The sequence below is a fragment of the Mariniflexile sp. HMF6888 genome, from assembly GCF_044335535.1.
Classification (GTDB): domain Bacteria; phylum Bacteroidota; class Bacteroidia; order Flavobacteriales; family Flavobacteriaceae; genus Mariniflexile.
This window is the reverse complement of the sequence record NZ_JBIQVZ010000003.1, coordinates 420,176-440,436: the sequence shown is the minus strand read 5'-3', so window position 1 is coordinate 440,436 and position 20,261 is coordinate 420,176. Positions and strand designations below refer to the sequence as shown.

13 protein-coding genes are annotated in these 20,261 nt (G+C 34.1%); 9 read left to right on the top strand and 4 right to left on the bottom strand.

The window, feature by feature from the left end:
* Positions 1-34: 34 nt before the first annotated feature.
* The 7 genes from radA (at position 35) to ACGLWY_RS10480 (ending at position 12,748) form a co-directional block, all read left to right on the top strand.
* A complete protein-coding gene (radA, locus tag ACGLWY_RS10510; protein ID WP_396619624.1) occupies positions 35-1,396 on the top strand; it encodes a DNA repair protein RadA in 1,362 nt (453 codons plus the stop codon).
* Positions 1,397-1,970: 574 nt separating this feature from the next.
* The gene (locus ACGLWY_RS10505) at positions 1,971-5,588 is read left to right on the top strand and encodes a LamG-like jellyroll fold domain-containing protein (RefSeq protein WP_396619623.1); all 3,618 of its coding nucleotides are present in this window, start codon (positions 1,971-1,973) and stop codon (positions 5,586-5,588) included.
* Between the two features lie 86 nt (positions 5,589-5,674).
* Complete coding sequence (locus ACGLWY_RS10500) at positions 5,675-6,139, top strand: hypothetical protein (protein WP_396619622.1); 465 nt, start codon at positions 5,675-5,677, stop codon at positions 6,137-6,139.
* 105 nt (positions 6,140-6,244) lie between these two features.
* The gene (gene ileS, locus ACGLWY_RS10495) at positions 6,245-9,649 is read left to right on the top strand and encodes an isoleucine--tRNA ligase (protein WP_396619621.1); all 3,405 of its coding nucleotides are present in this window, start codon (positions 6,245-6,247) and stop codon (positions 9,647-9,649) included.
* Positions 9,650-9,653: 4 nt separating this feature from the next.
* Positions 9,654-10,034, top strand: a complete 381-nt coding sequence (locus ACGLWY_RS10490; protein WP_117173466.1) for a TraR/DksA C4-type zinc finger protein — start codon at positions 9,654-9,656, stop codon at positions 10,032-10,034.
* Between the two features lie 117 nt (positions 10,035-10,151).
* Positions 10,152-10,772 carry a lipoprotein signal peptidase gene (locus tag ACGLWY_RS10485; RefSeq protein WP_396619620.1) on the top strand — a complete coding sequence of 207 codons (621 nt, stop codon included), beginning with the start codon at positions 10,152-10,154 and terminating at the stop codon, positions 10,770-10,772.
* A gap of 86 nt (positions 10,773-10,858) precedes the next feature.
* Positions 10,859-12,748 carry a hypothetical protein gene (locus ACGLWY_RS10480; RefSeq protein WP_396619619.1) on the top strand — a complete coding sequence of 630 codons (1,890 nt, stop codon included), beginning with the start codon at positions 10,859-10,861 and terminating at the stop codon, positions 12,746-12,748.
* Positions 12,749-12,870: 122 nt separating this feature from the next.
* Here ACGLWY_RS10480 and ACGLWY_RS10475 read toward each other — a convergent pair whose 3' ends face one another.
* Genes ACGLWY_RS10475 through ACGLWY_RS10460 form a run of 4 tightly spaced genes read right to left on the bottom strand, consistent with a single transcriptional unit; the run spans position 12,871 to position 15,716 of the window.
* Positions 12,871-13,434 carry a 5-formyltetrahydrofolate cyclo-ligase gene (locus ACGLWY_RS10475; protein ID WP_396619618.1) on the bottom strand — a complete coding sequence of 188 codons (564 nt, stop codon included), beginning with the start codon at positions 13,432-13,434 and terminating at the stop codon, positions 12,871-12,873.
* A gap of 7 nt (positions 13,435-13,441) precedes the next feature.
* Positions 13,442-14,413: a succinylglutamate desuccinylase/aspartoacylase family protein gene (locus ACGLWY_RS10470; protein ID WP_396619617.1), complete on the bottom strand. Its 972-nt coding sequence runs from the start codon at positions 14,411-14,413 to the stop codon at positions 13,442-13,444.
* A gap of 2 nt (positions 14,414-14,415) precedes the next feature.
* Positions 14,416-15,294 carry a 30S ribosomal protein S6--L-glutamate ligase gene (gene rimK / locus ACGLWY_RS10465; protein ID WP_396619616.1) on the bottom strand — a complete coding sequence of 293 codons (879 nt, stop codon included), beginning with the start codon at positions 15,292-15,294 and terminating at the stop codon, positions 14,416-14,418.
* Complete coding sequence (locus ACGLWY_RS10460) at positions 15,291-15,716, bottom strand: ATP-dependent zinc protease (protein WP_396619615.1); 426 nt, start codon at positions 15,714-15,716, stop codon at positions 15,291-15,293. Before ACGLWY_RS10460 ends, rimK begins: the two co-directional genes overlap by 4 nt.
* A 115-nt stretch (positions 15,717-15,831) precedes the next feature.
* Between ACGLWY_RS10460 and uvrC the strand changes: the two genes are divergently transcribed.
* Together uvrC and ACGLWY_RS10450 are read left to right on the top strand one after the other, a co-directional pair.
* Positions 15,832-17,625 carry an excinuclease ABC subunit UvrC gene (uvrC, locus tag ACGLWY_RS10455; RefSeq protein ID WP_396619614.1) on the top strand — a complete coding sequence of 598 codons (1,794 nt, stop codon included), beginning with the start codon at positions 15,832-15,834 and terminating at the stop codon, positions 17,623-17,625.
* A gap of 249 nt (positions 17,626-17,874) precedes the next feature.
* Positions 17,875-20,106, top strand: coding sequence for a patatin-like phospholipase family protein (locus ACGLWY_RS10450; RefSeq protein ID WP_396619613.1), 2,232 nt, complete (start codon positions 17,875-17,877; stop codon positions 20,104-20,106).
* Positions 20,107-20,261: the final 155 nt, after the last annotated feature.

The following is a 20,261-nucleotide window of genomic DNA, read 5'->3' as shown; positions in this document are numbered from 1 at the left end:
AATTCCTCTTCTTTGGAGAGGTTAGAAGAGGAATATGGCAAAAGTAAAAACCACCTTTTTTTGTCAGAACTGCGGTTCGCAACATGCCAAATGGCAAGGACAATGTAACGCTTGTAAAGCGTGGAACACCATAGTTGAAGAAGTGATTCAAACACCTGAAAAAAGTGATTGGAAATCGCCAACATCTGCGATAAAAAAGGCCGCTGTTCCGTTACGAGTTCAAGATATTGACACATCAAAAGAAGCACGGTTAGACACTTTTGACGGTGAGTTTAATCGCGTACTTGGTGGTGGTATTGTACCTGGATCCTTAACTCTATTAGGTGGCGAACCAGGCATAGGAAAAAGTACTTTACTCCTTCAAATTTCATTGAAATTACCCTATAAAACCTTATATGTTTCGGGCGAAGAAAGCCAAAAACAAATAAAAATGCGTGCGGAACGCATTAACCCAAAGCATAATAACTGTTATATACTTACTGAAACCAAAACCCAAAACATCTTCAAGCAAATTGAAGCTTTAGAGCCGGACATTGTTATTATCGATTCTATTCAAACGCTTCATAGTGATTATATCGAATCGTCTTCAGGAAGTATTTCCCAAATAAAAGAATGCACTACCGAACTTATCAAATTTGCTAAAGAAACCGCAACTCCTGTATTACTCATTGGTCATATAACGAAAGACGGCAATATAGCGGGTCCTAAAATTTTAGAACACATGGTCGATACAGTTTTGCAATTTGAGGGTGACCGCAACCATGTTTTTAGAATTTTACGAGCACATAAAAACCGCTTTGGCTCTACCAATGAGTTGGGCATATATGAAATGCAAGGGTCTGGTTTGCGTGAAGTTTCCAACCCATCTGAAATTCTAATTTCTAAAAAGGATGAAGAGCTTTCAGGTAACGCCATTGCTGCAACCCTAGAAGGTATGCGCCCATTAATGATTGAAGTGCAAGCATTGGTAAGTACTGCGGTTTACGGCACACCGCAACGTAGTGCTACAGGTTTTAATGCCAAACGTTTGAACATGCTTTTAGCTGTTTTAGAAAAACGTGCCGGTTTTCGTTTAGGTGCTAAAGATGTGTTTTTAAATATTACAGGCGGTATAACGGTTGATGATCCAGCTATAGACTTAGCAGTTGTAGCCTCCATTTTGTCATCTAATGAAGATATATCATTGCCAAAAGATTTTTGCTTTGCAGCAGAAGTTGGTCTTTTGGGAGAAATACGCCCCGTTCAACGCATAGAACAACGTATTTTGGAAGCCGAAAAATTAGGGTTTTCTACCATTTTTGTATCTAAATATAATAAAATAGCACTTAAAAATACAGGCATTAAAATTCAATTAATTTCTAAGATTGAAGATTTGGTTACTGTTTTTTTAGGCTAAAGCACTCCATAAAAGCATCTTGTATGTTTTAATGGTGGCTCTATATGTTTGTCAAAAATAAAATCTTACAAAAGATTACTTTTAAACGGATATTTTAATCGCTTAACAAAAAAGCCTTTTTTTATTTGCCATAATCAATATTAAATGATAATTTCTGTGGTAATCCGTCACCAAAAAGCCAAAATTTAGACAGTTATTTAGTACTCTGGAGCTTACTTTGCCCTCAAGGTATCTTCAAAATAAAGTAAAAATGTCTCTCAAACAAGAGATACTATAAAATCTTAACCCATAAAGAGCTAATTATCAAAAAAAATGGTGATTAATTAAAGTTTTTGATGGTGTCGTGTTAAATAATTTTTGCTTTTAAACGAATATATTTAACACTTAATCGATAAAAATGCTTTTTTTTATTAGATTAGTAAATAATTTATTGCTAATATTGTGTTATTAATTCATTGTAAGCCATGAATCTGGCTTGTTTAATTAGTGATATACTCCCCTCAAGTATTCATTTGTAGTATTAGATTTTCACATGAAGTGAATAACTAATGGCCTTAACCAAATTATTAACGTTATGAAACCTACATTGAATTTAGTTTTAAACCTAATTGGATTGTTATTAGTTTTTAGTCTGGAAGCGCAAACATGTAGTGGAAATACCTTTGTGCCACCAAATGCTCCTGCAACCTGCACATACTCATATACAACTGCAGGTTGGATTAATGCTTCTGGGCTGCCAACTTTAGCTCCTACTTCTTTAGCCTCAAGTGAATCTATCTGTATTTTAGCTAATTATACAGGTAATTTTTCGTTTAATATTAGAGGAACATTTTATGTGGCATACGGTATACAATATACAGGGTCTGTGACTGGCTTTACCAGTACTTCAAAAATTTTAACTGCTGGAGAAATTAACTTTACAACTACACCATCGCTAGCTGGTTTGTCCATAACCATAGACACCAATGGTATTCTCTCTGTGCCAGGTGATTTTGCTCCAGGTGGAGCGGCAACCATAGATAATGCGGGACAACTAAATGTTGGAGGCAATTTAAGTTTAGGAGGGCAGGCATCCATGACCAGCTATGAAAACTCTAAAGTTACTGTACAAGGAGATGCTTCAATAAATGCGCCTTTTAATAATTGTGGTTTATTTGAAGTGGATGGTTCTTTAAGTTCTGGAGGTTCAAGTGGTTTGAAAAATTTGTGTTCAACATATATTCGCACAGATATGACATTAAATGCAGATTATACTAACTATGGGTTAATTATTATAGATGGTAGTTTAAATTTTGGTTCTAGCCTGTTCAATAATGACGACATTTTAATTGTAAATAATATCGATATAAACAACGTTAGTTTAATTGGTAACGATAAAACATCGTTTCTTGTGGTGCGTAATAATGCAATCTTAAGTAATAATGGGATTATTACTGGGCATTTATATTACGATGTAGATGATGGAGGTGGTTTTGATAGTGTTTGTGGTAGTTGTACGGAAGACATTGATATTCTATTAGATGTTACATTACCTAGCTCTAACGAAGAGATTTTGGCAAATTGTGGCGGCGATATTATTATAAACCCTTTTATTGAAGAATCTAAACTGGACTTCGATGGGGTAGATGATCATGCAACCACCCCCAATTTTATTAACGGCGAAAGTAATGTGACTATCATGGCCTGGGTGTTGTCCGATTCTGGAAATAGTACCAATATGACCATAGCTGGTGAGGATGTAGGCTGTAGGTTATGGTTGGAAAATGGGAACAAGCCTTCCTTTACATTGAAAACCTCAGCAACAACCCTAAAAACAATTTCAGCATCAACTAATATTAACTACGACGAATGGCATCATATTACCGGAACTTTTTCGAGTACCACGGGAATTATGAAGCTGTATGTAGATGGAGTGTTCATAACAAGTATAAATGTTGGCGCTACGGGGTCTACCATAGCTAATTCTGCTTCTTCTAATGGTAATTTTGAAATAGGACGCCGATCGACCAGTTCAGGTAGCGAATATTTTAAAGGTGATATAGATGAAGTAAGAGTATTTAATACTGTGCTTACAGATAGTCAAATACAACGTATGGTTTATCAGGAAATTGAAAACAATAATGGCATTGTAAAAGGTAAAGTGATTAATAAAAATATTACGGATATTTCTACTAATGCTACCATATCTTGGACAAGTTTATTAGCTTACTATCCTTTAAGTCTTATTGTTTCTAATTCACGCACTTCCGATTTTTCATCTTTTGATAGAATTACCAAATTACATAACATCACCTCCTTTCAAGATGAAACTGCTCCAATACCTTATATATCGAATGACGATGGTGATTGGACATCTACAAACACGTGGCTATATGGCAGTGTTTGGGATATTGTAGATGCTGCCAATAATAAAGATTGGAGTATTATTCAAATTAAAAATAATGTAACAACCAGTCATCCTGTTAAATCAATTGGCTTATTCATCGATACAGACAAAACCTTAACGGTAAATGATAGCAATCAAGTTCTAAACAGTTGGTATTTAGAGTTGAACGGCACTTTAGATTTAAAAGATGATTCACAATTGTTGCAGACCACTACAAGCGATTTGGTAACTTCTGCTACAGGCAAAATTTTACGCCGTCAAGAAGGCACTTCCAATCCGTATAGATATAACTATTGGTCATCGCCTGTTGGTATATTAGGTGTAACAAGCCTAACCGATAACAATACAGCAACCAACAATACCAACAACACGTCATTTAAGCTAAATATGCTTAAGGATGAAATGGGATTTAACATGCAATTTACCTCGGCATATAATGAAGTGGGCAAAATCAGTACCTATTGGCTCTTTACCTTTAAAAATGGAAAAACCTATTGGGATTGGGCATCTTTTAATCCAAACACATCATTACCACCTGGGGTGGGATACACTCAAAAAGGCACAGGAAATCCGGGTTTACAACAACAATATATCTTTGAAGGCAAACCCAATAACGGTACTATTTTAGTAAATGTTACCGATGTAGGCGGCCCCGGATCCGTAACCTCAGTATCAAAAACGGACTATCTTTTAGGGAACCCTTACCCATCAGCTTTGGATGTCCATAAATTTATTGACGACAATGAAGGTGTTATTGATGGTACGCTCCATTTATGGCAACAATGGGCCGGAGAAAGCCATTATTTAAATGAATACAAAGCTGGATATGCCCAAGTAAATAAATTAGGTTCCTGTAGGGCATATCAATTTGTAGGAATAGAAGGAGCAACCAATGGATCTCAAGATGGTACCTTAACACCTTCAAAATATATTCCAGTTGGTCAGGGTTTTTTCACAGAAATTGTAGCAACCGGTACGATTGTTTTTAATAACGACCAACGTGTATTTGTAAAAGAAGCCGATGCCGATGGCACTTATGACAATGGTGCTACTTTTTTTAAATCGGTAAAAAGCAAAAGTACAACTAAGACACCTAAAGCACAACAAAGTACCGAGATGAAGAAAATCCGTTTAGAGTTCAACTCGGTCGTTGGTCCAAAAATACGAAGAGAGGTGCTTTTAGGCTTTAGTGAAACAACTACTGATGGCTACGATTATGGCTATGACGCCGAATGTGATGAAGGCAGCAATAACGATTTCAACCTAAATTTAGATGGAATAAACATGAATTTACAGGCATACGGTCCTATTACAGCCGATAAGGTGGTTTCCCTGAACTTTAAATCCTCGGGCAATAACACCTTTGAGATTAAAGCTACCGAATTTGTAAATATAGATAAAAAACAAGACATTTATTTAAGAGATAATGAAACGGGCGAATACTTCGATTTAACCCAGGATATGGCCTATAGGTTTTCATCAACACAAGGAAAGTTCAATAAAAGGTTCGAGATCGTATTCCAGTCAGAAAAACGAAGCTTAAGCACTGAAGAAGCTACGGTTTCAGAAAACTTTATCTTTTATCAAAATGCTACAAATACCTTGTATGGTAAAAAGCTAAATACATCTATCGATAAATTGGCCATAGTGAATATGCGTGGTCAAACGGTATTGGAGTTTAAAAATGTATCCCAAGAAACCCTGAACAATGGGTTAAAGATATCAAATGTGGCAACTGGCACCTATGTGGCGTGGTTTAAAACCAAAACAGGCCAGGTAATTACTAAAAAAATAATAGTTAATTAACTTAGCTTCACTCATAAATAAAGTCTAAATATTTGTTTAGGCTTTTTTTATATCCTAAATTCACATGGATTGATAAATTCAACTAAATGAAAAATTATTTAAGCCTTATATTTCTATTGCTAACCGTTTTTTCTTGTGGTACTAAAACAAATTTAAGCACGGATGCAGCTATTGCCGAAACAGAAAAGAAGGTTTCTAAAATTGATGCCAATAAAGATTTAAAAGAAACCAAAACGGAAGGCGCTTTAACCGATAAAGAAGGTTTTAAAGACGTAGGAATCTTTAAATATTATGTGTTTTTTGATGAAAATAGTAAAGAATTATCGAAAATAAAAAACATCGAAATCATAGATAAAACAATCATCGAAACTTATTATTTTTCGGACAATAAATTGTTTTTTATCGTCTCTGAATTGGCAAATACACCTGTTAAAAAAATCTACATTCATAACAAAAGAGTCATTGTAAAAGAACATGTTAGTTCAGAAGAAGAGAAGCTACTTTTAGATAAAGCCAACCGTTTTCAAAAAGCATTTAAAAAGACACATTAGATTAATTGTGCAATATTTAAGACCTACCAAAGGTTTTTTAGTTATTTAACCACGCTGTTTTATCAAAATTCCTTAATTTCGCACCTCGAAATGAAATTTGATACAATGAGTACTAAATTCCCTGAATATAAAGGTCTTGACTTACCAAAAGTAGCCGAAGAAATTCTTAACTATTGGCAAGAAAACAACATATTTGAAAAAAGTGTTTCAACTAGAGAAAACAACGAATCGTTTGTATTTTTTGAAGGGCCGCCTTCAGCAAACGGACTTCCGGGGATTCACCACGTTATGGCACGTGCCATAAAAGATATTTTTTGCCGCTACAAAACCCAAAAAGGGTATCAAGTGAAGCGAAAAGCAGGTTGGGATACACATGGACTCCCCATTGAGTTAGGCGTTGAAAAAGAATTGGGAATTACCAAAGAAGATATTGGAAAAACCATTTCAGTTGAAGATTATAACAAGGCTTGTAGAAAAGCGGTCATGCGCTATACCGATATTTGGAATGACCTAACCGAAAAAATGGGTTATTGGGTAGATATGGACGACCCATATATTACCTACGAACCAAAATATATGGAAAGCGTTTGGTGGTTGCTAAAACAGATTTATGACAAAAACTTGTTGTACAAAGGTTACACAATACAACCTTATTCCCCAAAAGCAGGAACCGGATTAAGCTCGCACGAGTTAAACCAACCGGGGACTTATCAAGATGTGACGGATACCACGGTTGTAGCCCAATTCAAAGCAAAACCAGAATCGTTACCAGATTTTTTACAAAATGAAGGTGATATTTACTTTTTAGCTTGGACGACGACTCCTTGGACCTTACCAAGTAATACGGCTTTAACTGTTGGACCTAAAATAGACTATGTGTTGGTTGAAACCTATAACCAATACACGTTTGAACCAGTCCGTGTGATTTTAGCAAAAAAACTGGTTAATTATCAATTTTCTGGAAAATTCAATCAAGTTGATACAAAAGCAGAATTATTAGACTACAAAGCTGATGATAAAAAAATTCCATATAGAATTATTGGAGACTGTTTAGGTAAAGATTTAGTTGGTATAAAATACGAGCAATTATTACCATACGCACTTCCAAACGATAATCCAGAAAACGCTTTTAGAGTCATTTCAGGAGATTTCGTAACCACTGAGGACGGTACAGGAATCGTTCATACAGCGCCAACATTTGGTGCAGATGATGCTAAAGTTGCCAAAGAAGCCGTGCCAGAAGTTCCACCTATGTTGGTAAAAGATGAATATGGCAATTTAGTGCCATTGGTGGATTTACAAGGCAAGTTCAGACCAGAAATGGGAGAGTATGCCGGTAAATATGTTAAAAACGAGTATTACAACGATGGTGAAGCGCCAGAGCGTTCGGTAGATGTGGAGATTGCCATTAAATTAAAAGAAGAAAACAAAGCCTTTAAGGTTGAAAAATATAAACACAGTTACCCCAATTGTTGGAGAACCGATAAACCCATTCTTTATTACCCCTTAGATTCTTGGTTTATTAAAGTAACCGATGTAAAAAATCGCATGTTCGAATTGAATGAAACCATCAATTGGAAACCAAAAGCCACAGGAACGGGTCGTTTTGGTAATTGGTTGGCAAATGCGAACGATTGGAATTTATCTCGCTCACGCTATTGGGGCATTCCATTGCCTATCTGGAGAACCGAAGATGGCAAGGAAGAACTATGTATCGGTTCGGTTGAAGAGTTGAAAAACGAAATGCAAAAAGCGGTTTCAGCAGGTGTGCTTTCAAAAGACATTTTTGAAGATTTTGAAGTTGGCAACAATTCTGAAGAAAACTACGCCAAAATAGATTTACATAAAAACATTGTAGATGCCATTGTATTAGTTTCGGCTTCAGGAAAACCAATGAAACGCGAAAGCGATTTAATAGATGTTTGGTTCGATTCAGGCTCCATGCCGTACGCTCAATGGCATTACCCATTTGAAAACAAAGCGTTAATTGACAAAGGAACGTCATATCCAGCCGATTTTATTGCCGAAGGTGTCGATCAAACACGTGGTTGGTTCTATACGCTTCATGCTATTGCCTCCATGGTTTTCGATTCGGTTGCCTATAAAAATGTGGTGTCTAATGGATTGGTTTTAGATAAAAACGGACAAAAAATGTCCAAGCGTTTAGGTAATGCTGTAGATCCTTTTGAAACATTAGGAAATTACGGTGCCGACGCTACCCGTTGGTACATGATTGCTAATGCCAACCCTTGGGATAATTTAAAATTCGATGCAGAAGGTATTGAAGAAGTAAAACGTAAATTTTTTGGAACGCTTTACAATACCTATTCGTTCTTTCAACTATATGCAAATCTAGATAGCTTCACGTATGCTGAAACTGATATTCCTATAAATGAACGCCCAGAAATAGACCGTTGGATACTTTCGGAATTACATACTTTGATTAAGAAAGTGGATGCATATTATGCAGACTATGAGCCAACAAAGGCAGCTAGGGTCATTTCGGATTTTACACAAGATTATTTGAGTAACTGGTATGTGCGTTTAAGCAGAAGACGTTTTTGGAAAGGTGATTACCAACAAGATAAAATTTCGGCTTACCAAACGCTTTATACGTGTATGGAAACCATTGCGAAGTTGGGTGCGCCAATTGCACCATTCTTTATGGATAGGTTGTATTTGGATTTGAATTCAGTTACCAATAAAGAGTCTTTTGAAAGTGTTCATTTAGCAAATTTCCCAGTGCATGATTCGGCATTTGTAGATAAAAGTTTAGAACGCAAAATGGAAGCTGCGCAAACAATATCATCACTAGTATTGTCGTTAAGAGCTAAAGAAAAGATAAAAGTGCGTCAACCGCTTCAAAAAATCATGATTCCTGTTACTAGCAAACAGCAAAAAGAAGAGATTTTAGCTGTTTCGGATTTAATAAAACATGAAGTTAACGTTAAGGAAATTGAGTTGCTAGAAGAGGCTTCAGAGATATTGGTAAAACAAATAAAACCTAATTTCAAAACCTTGGGGCCTCGTTTTGGAAAAGAAATGAAAGCCATTGCAGCAGAAGTTACTAACTTTTCGGCAGAAGATATTAACAAAATAGAACAAAATGGTGTTTTAGATATTGAAGTTAATGGAAAAAATATAACTTTAGCCCTAGATGATGTAGAAATTACATCACAAGATATTGAAGGTTGGTTGGTTGCAAACGAAGGAAATTTAACAGTTGCTTTAGACGTAACAATTTCGGAAGATTTACGAATGGAAGGTGTTGCCAGAGAACTTGTTAATCGTATCCAGAATTTACGCAAAGATTCAGGGTTTGAAGTAACCGATAGAATAGATGTTACATTGCAAAATGATGCTCATATTGTAACGGCTATAAATACAAATATGTCGTATATTAAAGCAGAAACACTAACTGAAGACCTTGAAATTATTGACAAATTAGATAATGGTATAGAAATTGCTTTTGATGATGTAAATACCAAATTGTACATACAAAAACATTGAAATTATGAGTTTAGATTTAAATGTAAGATATTCTGATGCTGATTTAGCCGAATTTAAAACGCTAATACAAGAGAAAATAGTAAAAGCACAACATGATTTAGAGCTTATTAAAAGTGCATATATGAACGACCATAGTAATGGTACAGAAGATACGTCGCCTACTTTTAAAGCTTTTGATGAAGGAAGCGAAGTAATGAGTAAAGAGTCTAATTCGCAATTAGCTATTAGACAAGAAAAGTTTATTCGCGATTTAAAAAATGCACTTATTAGAATAGAAAACAAAACGTACGGCGTTTGTAGGGTTACTGGTAAGTTAATTGCTAAAGAGCGTTTAAAATTAGTACCTCATGCCACTTTAAGTATTGAAGCAAAAAACATGCAATAATATGATTTAAGCAAATATTTAAACGTCTCTCCCGATGCGTACTGGGCTTGAGACGTTTTTTTATTTAGTTAGATGATAAGATTTTAAAATCGTAAATCATAATTCGTAAATTTCTTTATGTCGTTAAAAAAGTCAACCGTTCTAATTATCATTATTTTACTAATCGATCAAATAAGTAAAATATATATAAAAACCCATTTTAAACTTCAGGAAAATATTGAGGTATTTAGCTGGTTTCAAATCTATTTTATTGAAAATGATGGCATGGCTTGGGGAACAAAAATTAGCGATTTTGTATCTTTTATTTCTAATCGTTCTGCTAAAATATTCTTAACGGTGTTTAGAATTGTTGCTATTTTTGGTATTGGCTATTGGTTATACGATGCCACAAGAAAAAAAGGGTCCAAGATATTGATACTATCTATCGCCCTAATATTTGCAGGTGCTTTGGGGAATATTATAGATTCTGTCTTTTATGGCGTTTTGTTTGATGACAGTTTTAGCCAAGTAGCTACATTTTTGCCCGAAGCAGGAGGTTACGATACGCTGTTGCACGGCAAGGTGGTAGATATGCTTTACTTTCCGTTGATTGAATTAGATATCCCCGAATGGTTCCCTTTTGGTGGTGGTAAACGTTTCAACTTTTTTGAGCCTGTTTTTAACATTGCCGATGTATCTATAAGCACGGGCTTTATTATGCTTATTGTTTTTAATAAGAGGGCGTTTCCGAAAAAGTAGTTTTTTTATTTAAAACGCATAACTGTAAGTTTTTTTTATAAATTGAAGCGTTAATTTGATGTTTCAAAATGCACAAAAAAAATCCGTTGAATAAGTACAGCCTTCCCTTAGTAATCTCTCTCATAATCTTCAATTTTACGATACTTAATGCTCAAAACACGTTTGGTATTGTTTTTCCTGGAAATGATAGAGATATTGTTTGCCAGCAGTGTTTTCAAACATTTAATCAAAAACCAAAAGAAGTTCAGTTTTCAATTATAAGGGAACAAAGCAATTTATACTTTCAAGTAAATGATAAAGTCTGGTTCAATAAGTTATTTAAGAACCAAAAAGATGGACTTGCAATAGACATCGTTTCAAAAGAGATTTATGATTGTGATGAAATAATCATTGGAAATCCACAAATAAAAGGAGAGTTACTTCAGCCTGTTTATACCTCAAAATTAAAAAGCGGGCTAAAGCCTGTTGGAGAAAATCTATTCCGCGTAAACATTGGAAAAATATCTAATTCATTAATAAATAAAGTATTAGAGTTCAATATTTTATTTTTAACTAACAATAATTTATGTAAATATTATTGGATTTACCATTTAGAATCCTATCCTTGGGATTTATTGGATATGGGCATGTATTTAGATTCTTTAACCTACAATCCAAAACAGATTAAGACAATTAGTGATAATGAAGTTGTTATAAGCAATAAAACGTTAAAATTTAAAATACCATTTAAAAAAAATAAAGCAGAATATTCACAGGAAGATATCAAACCCATTTATGATTCTTTAAGGTTAACCGATTTTAATATAAAAACCATTAAAATTAAAGCATATTCTTCTGTAGAAGGTCGTATTGAACGCAACTTAGAACTTCAAAAACTGCGAGCTAATAGTATAGTTGCTGCGTTACAAAGTTTTCAAAAGCCAACCATACAAACAGACGTTTCTTCATCTGAAAATTGGGTCGAATTTTTGAATGATATTAAAGGAACAAAACATGAAGATTTAAAAGCATTATCAAAAACTCAAATCAAAGGAAAATTAAACGGTGCTCTTTCTGAAGAATTAGAGCCTATTTTAAAAAATCATAGAAAAGCAGTTTTAGAATTGGAGTTAGAAAGGATAGATAAATATGTAAATATGTCTCCAAACGAATTGATGAACAAATTTAACGCTTCTATAAAATTAGGAGATATAAATGAGGCTTTAGAAATTCAAAACTCTATTTTCGAAAAAATGAAAACTAAAGAAATAGAGCCCGATTTCTTAAAAAAAATGGAGGTTCCTAAACAATCCAAATTCGTTAAAATATTTAATAAAAACTCTGCTTTTCGGGCTGCATTAGATATTAGACAGTCTTTAATTGTATATAATGAATTGTTGGAATTAGAAAAGTTAGCGCCAAAAGACGGTGAAGTGAAATATAATATAACTGCGATTGCGATAAAATTGTGGCGTCACAAAGCCATACAAATTGAAGAAACAAAACTCAAAAACCAAATCAATGCTTTAAAAAATTATAAAATTCACAGTTCTCTAATTGATAGAATGCTGGTCAATTTTCATATTATAAAGGCTGAAAATTTAATGCGTGAAAGGGATTATGAAAACAAGGATAAATCGGTTGCTTTTATTAACAGTCACTATACTAATTTTCCATTATCAGATTATGATTATTTAAGTTTAGCTCAATTTTTCAGCTATTATGCAAATACAGACTTATCTGTTAAGCTGCTGGAAGACAAAGCAAAAAGCATAGATATCAACGAAGATTTGTTATTTTATTATTTAAATCTCACATTGATTGATAACGATTTAACACAAGATCCAAACTACAGAACCATTATGTTAAATGCTATTAACATAAATAGAGAGCGCTATTGTAAATTGTTTAACTCCATTGATAAAGGGGGCGTAACGTTTCAACTATTACAGAATGATTACTTAAGGGAAACGTATTGTGAGAATTGTGTCAAATAAAATTTTTTAGCACATGATAACAATTCAAATATAATCAGGTGTGAGGAGCTTATCGAAGCTATATAAATAAAGAAGAGGTCGAGATTTAATGCGACACGCTTCAGCTTTTGTCATGTACTAAATTAAAATTTATAAATTTCATTTGGCGTTACACAGTAATCCAACTTAATATCACTTTCAAATACATCCGCGATTTCAACTTCAGGCTCAAAGAAAGACAGCCCAATTTTAATGGTTTCGGGTTTGCATTCGGCTAAAAACCGATCGTAAAAACCTTTGCCATAACCGACACGGCCTCCTTTGATATCAAAAGCTAAAAGCGGTATAAAAACAACGTCTATTTTATGGTTTGAAATCTCAATACCATCGACAGGTTCAGGTATGTTATAGTGGTTCTTTTTAATAACGGTATTGTCGGTTAAAAGATAGTGCGTCATGAAGCCCGTTTCAAAATCACTTTTTGAAATAAGAATGTTCTTGTCCTTACCCGATAAAATATTCAGAATATAATCGGTACTTACTTCTTTTTGTTCTTCAATAGATAAAAAAATATGGTAGAATAAATGTTCCCAAATAGGTAATTTTAAAAGTTGATTGGCAATTCCCATACTTAAATTGTCAATTTGATTTGCCGACATGGCACTACGAAGAGCTTTATATTTTTTTCGTAATTCGGCTTTAAGCATGTTGCTTTTAACGTTTAAGTTTTGTTGAAATATGAAATAAAGCATCCCCTTGATACACAATAGGCAATTCGTTTACATTAATAATATAGCCAGAATTCGGTGCTTTTACGGCTTGGTTTAATTTGCCGTAAGGATCAGTAATGTATCCTAAAACATCTCCTTTCTTAACATGGCTCCCAATAGCAATGGTTGCTCTAAACATACCCGAAAAACTGGCACGTTGCCATCGACTTTCGTTAATGAATACCGTGTCCTTTTTTGGTTTTGTTACTTTAGAATTAGTATTTAACATTCCTAAATGTTTCAAAACCCGTTTGGATCCATTAACACCTTGGTTAGTAATATTCTCATCGATATGAAACGATTTACCTCCTTCAAAAAGCAACATGGATTTACCTAATTTATAACAAGTATTTCTAAACGATTTATTTAAATTTTTAGAGTATAACACAAAAGGTGCTGCAAACACTTTAGCCAGTTCGTTTAGATGTCTGTTTTCTTTACTTATACGTATTTGTGGTGCATTAAACCTCCCCGAACCACCTGTATGGAAATCAATAATGCAATCCACACAAGGTATCACACCATGTATTAATTTATGGGCAACCCTACTGGCCAACGAGCCATCAACAGTACCAGGAAACACCCTATTTAAATCCCTACCATCGGGAAATTCGCGTTTTAAGTTTATAAAGCCGAAAATATTAATAATAGGCATACAAATAATAGTGCCAATTTTAGGTTTATTAATACCATTGGCTATAAGTTGTCTTACAATTTCAACACCATTAACTTCGTCTCCATGAATACCAGCTGTAAATAATACAATAGGTCCTGGCTTTTTAGCACGTTCAATAATTATAGGAACGTTTACTGATGAAGAAGTATGCAGATTGGCAACATCAAAATCAATCTCCTTGCTTTCTCCAGGATATATTTTTGTATCAAGAATGGTTAAAATGTTGTTTACTAATGTCATGCTTAACGACGTTTATTGCGTTCTATATAGGTAATAATACTTTTAGCAATATTTTTTCCAGTGGCTTCCTCAATACCTTCTAAACCAGGGGTAGAATTTACCTCTAAAAGCAATGGTCCTCGTGCGGATTGCAGCATATCAACCCCACAAACAGGAAGTTTAAGTACCCGAGAGGCGTTGGTAGCTAAGCGCAATTCGGCTTCACTTAATTTGATAATGTTTGCAGAACCACCACGGTGTAAGTTTGAGCGGAACTCCCCTTCTTTCCCTTGGCGTTTCATAGCACCCACAACCTGTCCGTCAACAATTAAAGCACGTAAATCGGCACCCTTAGCTTCTTTGATAAACTCTTGCACAATAACGCGTGCTTCCAGACCATTAAAAGCTTCTAAAACAGATTCGGCAGCATTTTTTGTTTCAGCCAAAACCACTCCTAGACCTTGAGTACCTTCTAGCAATTTTATAATAACGGGGACGCCTCCAACGTGTTCAATAACTTCTTCAACATCGCGTGAATAGTTGGTGAAAACAGTTTTAGGCATGCCTATTCCTGCCTTACTTAAGCGTTGTAAGCTTCTCAATTTATCCCTTGAACGCTGTATAGCATCTGAAGTAGCAATTGTAAACACATTCATCATTTCAAATTGACGTACCACAGCACAACCATAAAATGTGATAGAAGCACCAATTCTTGGAATAACCGCATCTACATAATCCAGATAACGATCTTTATAATAAATGGTTGGTTTTTCCCTTTCAATAATGATATCGCATTTTAAAGGGTCTATAACTTCTATTTTATGACCTCTTTTTTCTCCTTCTTCAACAAGTCTGTCGGTGGAATATAGATTTGAGTTTCTAGATAAAATGACTATGTTCATAAGGTTTTTAAGTTGTAAGAAACATTTTCCAAATCTACATCAACCATAAATTTTCGTTTTAAAAATTGCCTGCCAATTAAAACAGGAAATCTCATATCACTACGTGTGCTTAAAGTTAGGTTAATCTTGTATGTTTTTCCAAAAAATATGACTTCAGATTTTATTTTATATCGGTTTTCTTTTAATCCGTTACTGCTTTTAACAACGGTACTGGTGTACTCATCGAAAACAATTTCAGTTTTACCAAAATTTTGATGTTTTTCGCTGTTAAAAACACATCGTAAGGTATTATTTTCTTCAATAATTTCAGAATAATGAATGGTAGAGGTATAGGCACCTGTATCAATTTTAACATCAATATTAAACAGACCTAATTTAGGAAAATCTATTTTATCAACTCTACCAATTATTTTCTTGTTCATTTTATGGTTTAAAATGTGCTGCAATGTAACGAATAGTTGTGTAGCTTCAAAAGTTTAACAGATTTATACAAGTGTATTTTATCAATAAAAAATTAAAATAATTACCTTTACATTGATGGATAAACCTACCTTAGAAATACAATTACAAACCTTACCAAATCAACCAGGTGTGTACCAGTATTATGATGCTGAAGGCACGATTATTTATGTTGGAAAAGCCAAGAATTTAAAGAAACGGGTTAGCAGCTATTTTACCAAAACACACGATAATGGTAAAACACGTGTATTGGTAAAAAAAATTGTCACGATAAAACATATTGTTGTTGATACCGAAACGGATGCCTTGCTACTTGAAAACAACCTAATCAAAAAGTATCAACCCAAGTACAATGTGATGTTGAAAGACGACAAATCGTACCCTTGGATTTGTATAAAAAATGAACGTTTCCCCAGAGTGTTTTCTACCCGCAGGGTTTTTAAAGATGGCAGCGATTATTTTGGGCCTTATACCAGTATGAAAACAGTTCACACATTGTTAGATTTAATAAAAGGCTTGTATACACTTCGGAATTGCAATTATGATTTATCTGAAAACAAAATTGAAGCAAGCAAATACAAAGTGTGTTTGGAATTCCATTTAGGAAACTGTAAAGGCCCTTGTGAAGGTTTTGAAACGGAAGCAGCATACAGTAAAAACATTAAGGATATCAAAGAAATTTTAAAAGGAAATTTCAAAGATTCCCTGTCTCAGTTCAAAACTCAAATGAAACGGCTTGCTGAAGACATGCGTTTTGAAGAAGCTCAAAAAATTAAGGAAAAAATCGAAATTCTTGAAAACTACCAAGCCAAATCTACCATTGTAAACCCTAAAATTAGCAATGTAGATGTGTTTTCAATAATGAGTGACGAAAGCTATGGATATATCAATTTTTTACAACTTTCTTACGGGTCTATTATCCGTTCGCATACTTTGGAAATCAAGAAGAAACTAGATGAAACCGACGTAGAGTTATTAGAGTTGGCGATTACTGAAATCCGTCAGCGTTTTCATTCCAAATCAAAAGAAATTTATGTACCTTTTAAAGTTGAATTAGGTGAAGGCATTAAGGTAACCGTGCCACAATTAGGCGATAAAAAACACATATTGGACTTATCACTTAGAAACGCTAAATATTACCGCTTGGAGCGTTTTAAACAAGATAAAATTGTAGATCCCGATAGGCATACCAATAGAATTATGGCACAAATGAAAGCTGATTTAAGGTTGCATGAAGAGCCACGACATATAGAGTGTTTCGATAACTCGAATATTCAAGGCACCAACCCCGTTGCGGCATGCGTGGTTTTTAGAAACGGGAAGCCAAGTAAAAAGGATTATAGGCATTTTAATATTAAAACAGTCGTTGGTCCAGATGATTTTGCTTCGATGGAAGAAGTTGTTTACCGTCGTTACAAACGGATGCTGGAGGAAGAACAACCCTTACCACAACTCATTATCATCGATGGTGGCAAAGGACAATTATCATCTGCTTTAAAAAGCCTAGATGCTTTAGAATTAAGAGGAAAAATAGCAATCATCGGAATTGCAAAACGTTTAGAAGAATTATTTTACCCAAACGATCCAATTCCACTATATTTAGATAAGAAAAGCGAAACGCTTAAAGTCATACAACAATTACGTAACGAAGCACATCGTTTTGGTATAGAACACCATAGAAATAAACGAAGCAAAAGTGCGTTAAATACTGAACTGGAAACAATTCCAGGCATTGGTGAAAAAACAGTTGTGGACTTGCTAAAGCATTTTAAATCTGCGAAGCGTGTTGCCAATGCAAAGTTAGATGAGTTAGAACCTGTTGTTGGTGTGTCTAGAGCCGAAAAAATTTATAATTATTACCATACTAAATGAAACATTCCAAATTCGAATTTTTAACTGATAAGGATATGTATGTGAATGTTCCATTTGACTATTAATAAACAATGAACTCGTTTAAACTTTTTTGATTGAAGCGAAAATTAGTCATTTTATGCTCGGTTGAAGGCTTTTTCGAGTTGCATAGCACAGCTACGGAAGGAAGAAAAGCCAAAGAGCGAGTGTAAAAGGACAATTTTTTAGCCAATTATGAAAAGCTTAAACGAGTTCAATAAAAATTACCAAATGAAGTATTTTTTAACATGCCTTATCTTTGTTTTGTGTTTTGAGGGGTTTTCTCAAAACGCAGAACAAAATGATGTTAAAATTGGATTGGTTTTAAGTGGTGGTGGCGCAAAAGGATTAGCACACATTGGTGTGTTAAAGGTTATTGACAGCTTGGGTATAAAAATAGATTATGTTGCAGGCACCAGCATGGGAGCTATTATTGGTTCACTTTATGCTTCTGGGTATACGGGCAAACAACTCGATTCTATCTTTAATGAAATTGATTTTGATACGTTAATAAAAGATGATTTACCAAGAGTGTCCAAAGCCTTTTATGAACGCGACAATTCTGAAAAATATGCGGTAACGCTGCCGTTTGAGAATTTTAAAATTAAGCTACCATCGGCACTATCTCGGGGGCAGAATACCTATGCCTTATTTTCAAGACTTACATTGCATGTTAGCGAAATAAATGACTTTAGCAAATTGCCCATACCCTTTTTCTGTATAGCTACCGATATTGAAACGGGACAAGCCGTCATGTTAGATTCAGGGAATTTAATACAATCTATTATGGCGAGTGGCGCATTGCCGTCATTATTTCAACCGGTTACTATTAATGAACAAATATTAATTGATGGCGGTGTAGTAAATAATTATCCAATTAATGAGTTGCGTGCTAAAGGAATGGACATTATTATTGGTGTAGATGTACAAGATGGATTGGCTAGTAGAGAAGAGTTAACATCGGCTCCAGACGTATTGGTCCAAATAAACAATTTCAGAACTATTAATGACATGAAATTGAAAGCTAAAAAAACAGACATCTATATTAAACCAGACATTAAAGAGTACTCTGTGGTATCATTTAGTGAAGGCTCAAAAATTATTGAAAACGGTAAACAAGCTACCATTGCAAAAATAGATGCTTTAAAAAAATTAACTGATAAAAATTCTTCTGAAATCAAATCTAAAATTAATAGTAAAGCTAAAGACAGTATTACAATTAACAGCATTGTTATAAAAGGAAATAGCAAATACACTAGAGCTTATGTTTTAGGAAAACTAAGATTAAAAACCAATCAAAAAATTAGTTATAACTCTTTCAATAATGGTATTAACAGCTTAGTTGCCACCAATAACTTTGATTCGTTTGAATATGAATTAAAAAACAGCAAAAATAAGGAAGGCTACGATTTAATAGCAAATTTGGTCGAAACTAAAATCACGAACTTTTTAAAATTAGGATTGCATTTTGATGATTTATACAAAAGTGCGGCATTGGTTAATCTAACAAAAAAGCGATGGTTGTTTGATAATGATGTGGCTTCTTTGGATATTATTTTAGGTGATAATGTACGTTACAATCTTGAATATTTTATAGATAAAGGCTTTTACTGGAGTATTGGGTTAAAATCCAGATACAATCAATTTAATAAAGATATTAACGCAAAACTACTGTTAGACGATGCTCAAATATCCGGTTCCGGTTTAAATAAAATAGACGCTAAATTACAAGATCAAACCAATCAAATTTACTTGCAAACCTTGTTTAGAAAAGATTTTGCGCTAAGTGCTGGATTAGAGCATAAACGATTAGAAGTAAAAACCGAAACCCTAGCAACAAATAACCAAACCAATGAATTTGTGTTTGAAAGCACCGATTATTTAAGTGTTTTTGGTGGGTTAAAATTAGACACTTACGATAATAAATATTTCCCAAAAAAAGGCGTGTATTTTAATGGCGATTTACACATGTACCTATATGCATCCAGTTTTAACGAAAGCTTCGATGATTTTTCAATAGCAAAAGCCGACATGGGTTATGCATTTAGTATTTCAAATAAATTAGCGTTTAATTTACAAACTGGAGGCGGGTTTAAAATAGGCGACAAATCTACAAGAACCTTAGATTTTGCACTGGGAGGAAATGGTAATAACTTAATCAATAACTTTATTCCGTTTGTAGGATACGATTTTATTTCCCTTACGGGGAATAGTTTTGTAAAGGCATCTTTAACTGCCGATTATCAAATATTTAAAAAGCATCACATAACCTTAGAAGGTAACTGGGCAAATGTAGAAGATAATATTTTTGAAACTGGCGAATGGTTTACACTTCCCGATTATAGAGGTTATGCTTTAGGTTACGCCATTGAAACGTTTGTTGGTCCCATCCAAGCAAAATACAGTTATTCACCAGAGCAAGATAGAAGCTACTGGTTTTTTAATGTTGGCTTTTGGTTCTAATGCCATTTATGCTTTCTCGGAAATCTTAAGGTTTTTTTACAAAAAAAAGTTATATTTGTTAGGTTATGCAACTTTTTTGGCAAGACTTATTATTATTTCTACACTTCCTTATCAAGAGAAATCCTGAATAAGCATACTTTATCGTATCTTTATAT